The sequence below is a fragment of the Synechococcus sp. B60.1 genome (assembly GCF_047462555.1).
Taxonomy (GTDB): Bacteria; Cyanobacteriota; Cyanobacteriia; order Thermostichales; family Thermostichaceae; genus Thermostichus.
Window position 1 is genome coordinate 42043 of record NZ_JANSJN010000003.1, and the last position, 4051, is coordinate 46093.

Genomic DNA, 4051 nt, shown 5'->3' on the forward strand with positions numbered 1-4051 from the left:
GCAGAGGCTCCCCCCTCGGCCACAAGCTGCGGGCAAGAGTCGGCTCTCCGGATCTGAAGTTTAGCGTGAAGTAAAGATCTTGTATTGGCTAACACATCTTTGAGCAGAGTACTGAAATCATGCTTAAAGCTAAGGATTTCTGGCAAGAGGATCGAGGATCGTCCACAATGAGGTAGCGCTGCTGGAACAACCAACTGTTTTGGTGGGGGAGATGGCTTCAGCTCAACACCGCCTGGTGCCGGTGCGGCCAGAAGACGGCGGCTTTTATCCAGAGCATCTCTTTTTGGCTCTGGAGGCCATCCAACTGGGCTACTGGCAACTGGATCTGCGCAGCGGGGAGCTGAGCAGTTCCCCTCAGTGCAAGGCCAAGTACGGACGGGATCCCGGCGAGGAGTTCACTCTGGAGATGTTTTTCGAGAGCGTTCACCCCGAAGATCGCCAGAGGGTGAAGGAAGCTCTCCAGTTGGCGGGGCCCAGGGCAATGGAGGGGGATCCCAACTTGGCAGTTGAGTACCGTGCCCATCTCGCAGACGGGCAGGTGCGCTGGCACCTCTCTCAGGGGATTGTGCTTTTGGGGCCGGAAGGGGATCCCAGCCATGTGGTCGGGGTAACCCTGGACATCACCGAGCGCAAGCAGGCCGAGCTAAAGCTGCAGCAACAGGTGCAGCGGGAAAAACTGTTTAACCGGCTCATTCAAGCCATCAGCACCTCTTTGGATCTACCCGCCCTCTTTGAGGTAGCGGTGCAGGAAGTAGGCCAGGTTTTGCAGGCAGCGCGGGTTACCCTTTACCAATATCTGCCTACCGAGAAGGTGTGGGTGGGCATTGCCGGCTATGTTCGCTCCCCCGATGTGCCCAGTGCTCTCCACCTGCGCATACCGGATGATCCAGAGATTCCAGCCATCCAGCACTTCAAGTGGCTGCAAGTTTTTCACGTGGCGGATCCCAAGCAAGTTTCCGATCCCTTTGCATTGCAGGAAAGGCAAGACTGCCAGCTCGGCCCTTGGCTAGGGATCCCGGTGGCCTGTCAAGGGAAACTTTGGGGCGCTCTAGCCCTGAGACGCCTGATCTCTGAACCAGATTGGCAAGAGGAAGAGATCGAGTTGGCCAGGGCAATTGGCAATCACCTGGCAGTCGCCATTCGACAGGCGGAACTTCATCAAAGGCTGCAGCAAGCCAACGCCGAACTGGATTACCAAGTGCGGGTGCGCAACGGCCAACTGCAGCAAGCCTACGAAGACGAGGCCCTGCTGCAACTGATCACGGAAGAAATTCGCTCCAGCCTAGACGAGCACAAGATTTTGGAAACCGTGGCGCAGGAACTGGCCCTCAGCCTTGGCCTTTCCGGCTGCATGATTGCCCTCCATGACCCAGAACGACAGGTTAGCGTTTTGGCCTTGGATTATCGACCTGGAGAAGGGATCCGCCGTTTTCCCCTGGGGATCCCCTTTGCCGATTTTGCCGAGGTGCTCCAGCAGCTTCAGGGTGGGCAGTTCTGCTATTTCAGCAACCTTGGCCACCCCTGCTGGCCCAGCTACGACCGCCACACGCTGCTGGTACTTCCCATTTGCGATGCTCAGGAAGGCGAATCTCTCCTGCTGGGAAATATTTGCGGCTCGCGTCCGCCGGGGCAGGTATTTGGCGAGCGGGAACAGCGCTTGATGCAGCGGGTGGCCAGCCAGTGTGCGATTGCCATTCGCCAGGCCCGGCTTTTCCAAACCGTGCAGCAGCAGGTGCAGCAGTTGCAGGAGCTCAACCACCTCAAGGATGAGTTTCTGCACATGGTCTCCCACGAGATGCGCACGCCTCTAACCAACATGAAGCTGGCAATTGCTTTTCTCTCCAAGGCCAACCTGACGGAGCGGGAGCAGCGCTACTTGCAGATTTTGGAGATGGAGACCAACCGCGAGCTGGACTTGATCAACGAGCTGTTGGAATTGCAAGCTATTGAAGCCGGAAACAGGGATCTCAATCTAACCTGGTTATCTCCTCAGGAGTGGATCCCCAATCTTTCCGAGCCCTTCCGGCTGCGAGCTGCCCAGCAGAACCAACAGTTTCAGTTGGAATGGGATCCCGACCTTTTGCCCCTCTGTACGGATGAGAGACTGCTGTCGCGGGTGGTGGGCGAACTTTTGAACAACGCCTGCAAGTACACGCCGGCTGGGGAAAGCATCTGTTTGCGCTTTAGCCAGACCCATCAACAGAACCGTCCCGGCTGGCTGATCGAGGTGCGCAATACGGGAGTGGAAATTCCTCCAGAGGCGCTGCCCCATGTGTTTGAAAAGTTCTACCGCATCCCACAGTTGGATCGCCGCAAGGCCGGAGGGACAGGCCTAGGCCTGCCGCTAGCCAAAAAGGCTATGGAGATGTTAGAGGGATCCCTGACTGTAGCAAGCCACTCTGGCCAGGTCATCTTTCGGGTGTGGTGCCCCTCTCAGAGTCGAACGCCGCCAGCCAGGATCCCAGGCGAATCCACCTAGCGCCTTGCGCAGGACTCGAACCTGCAACCATCGACTTAGAAGGTCGGTGCTCTATCCATTGAGCTAGCAAGGCAAGTTGCAGAGCCATTATATCCTTGGAGGAGTTTCCTCTCCGAGGTCGGCTACACGGCTTAACCCGCTCCCTCAATGCCCCCTAAGGAGCTTCAGTTACGGATCCCAGTCGCTAAAGTTATAACGAAGTCTTGGGAGAACCGGGATCTCGATGTCATTGCCTCCTGATCCTAGCTCAGTTGATGCCAAGAAGGCTGCTCGCGTCTGGGAGTCGGAAAACCCTCCCGGCCTGGAATCTCTCTCTCCGCCGGCCAGGCGCCTGTTGCGCCTCTACCATGGCGGCAGCTTTATCTTTCTGGGCCTGTTGTGGCTGCTGGTCGGGATCCCCAGCCTTTGGGCGCTGCGGGCAGATATCGTCCGTCTGTGGAACCATTTCACCTGGACGGGCCTGCGCTATGCCCTGTTTTACCGGCCCGGCTGGCCCACCTTCGGCCTTTTGCTGTGCGTCAGCTTCACGCTGGGGATCTTGATCGCCCAAAGCCGCTACGAGCTGTTTGGGCTCTATCCTATTGAGCGCTTGATGCTGGAGCGCCAGTCCCGCTGGATTTTGTCTTTGCCCGCCTGGCATCCGCTGCGGCGCTGGCTGGCACGCACTTTCAAGTGAACAACTCCCGACACCCATCTTCGTTGAGGAAACAACCAATACGGTGCGGACTAAGCTAAATGCGCGGGATTCCCCACCGTCTATACGGTGGGGCAGTTTATCTGCCAGACTTCGCCAGCCGGAATAGGAGCTGGGATCCCTCTGCCCCGTCTCAAGAGGGAGCGAGGCAAGGTTCAGCCGGCGGTGCCTCCCTTTTGGATCAGCTCAAGAGCCGGTGTCTTCAAGACGGATCCCGGCAATAGCCAGAAGAGTTGCTATCGAGGTCGACTGGTGATCCCCCACGGGCGGGCGGCGTTGGGCGATAGCCGATAATAAACAAGTAGCATCAGGGGTTGCTGGATATGCTAGAGACCATCTTTAATGCGGCCAATTGGTTTGCTTTGCCTTTTTGGGCTTTGATGATCCTGCTGCCGGCCTGGAAAGTGACCCGTAGGGTGATGGAGTCGCTTTTGCCCATTGCCCTTTTGGCAACGGTTTATCTCTATCTTCTGGTTACCGGGTTTAATGCAGATACTCTCCAGGAGTTTTCCAATCCTCAGCTATCTCTGAACAGCCTGACTTCTCTATTCAGCCAGCCCTCGGTCATGGCGACGGGATGGGTTCACTACATTGTGATGGATCTATTTGTGGGCCGCTGGATCTTCTTGGAAGGCTGGGAAAAGCGAGTTTGGACAACTCACTCTCTGCTTTTGTGCTTGTTTGCTGGTCCGGTGGGTTTGCTCTCCCATCTGCTCACAGTGACCGTGGTGCAAGGGATCCGAAAGGGCCGGCCTGGGGTTGTTGGAGCGGATCAAAGTGCAGAAGTGCCGCAAGAATCCTCATGAACTACCCCACCGCGCAGGCGGGTGGGGTTTCCTCACCCGCTTGACAGCAGAGCTTTTGTCTCTTCTTCTGCC

3 protein-coding genes and 1 tRNA gene are annotated in these 4051 nt (G+C 57.2%); 3 read left to right on the top strand and 1 reads right to left on the bottom strand.

Translation table 11 applies throughout. The annotated features are described in order from the left end of the window. Positions 1 to 211: 211 nt before the first annotated feature. Positions 212 to 2479: a GAF domain-containing protein gene (locus NW863_RS00830; protein ID WP_414363872.1), complete on the top strand. Its 2268-nt coding sequence runs from the start codon at positions 212 to 214 to the stop codon at positions 2477 to 2479. On the opposite strand, the gene NW863_RS00835 is transcribed toward NW863_RS00830, so the two are convergent. Further along, positions 2480 to 2552 (bottom strand) — tRNA-Arg (locus NW863_RS00835). A gap of 150 nt (positions 2553 to 2702) precedes the next feature. On the opposite strand from NW863_RS00835, the gene NW863_RS00840 reads away from it, so the two are divergent. Next, positions 2703 to 3155, top strand: coding sequence for a hypothetical protein (locus NW863_RS00840; RefSeq protein ID WP_414363873.1), 453 nt, complete (start codon positions 2703 to 2705; stop codon positions 3153 to 3155). Positions 3156 to 3496: 341 nt separating this feature from the next. Further along, positions 3497 to 3979 (top strand): ABA4-like family protein, encoded by a 483-nt coding sequence (locus NW863_RS00845; RefSeq protein ID WP_414363874.1) that lies wholly within the window; start codon positions 3497 to 3499, stop codon positions 3977 to 3979. Positions 3980 to 4051: the final 72 nt, after the last annotated feature.

Bases quoted from the DNA above. Each gene is read 5' to 3' on its own strand.
- NW863_RS00840 (WP_414363873.1), top strand. From the start codon at position 2,703: ATGTCATTGCCTCCTGATCCTAGCTCAGTTGATGCCAAGAAGGCTGCT.
- NW863_RS00830 (WP_414363872.1), top strand. From the start codon at position 212: ATGGCTTCAGCTCAACACCGCCTGGTGCCGGTGCGGCCAGAAGACGGC.
- NW863_RS00845 (WP_414363874.1), top strand. From the start codon at position 3,497: ATGCTAGAGACCATCTTTAATGCGGCCAATTGGTTTGCTTTGCCTTTT.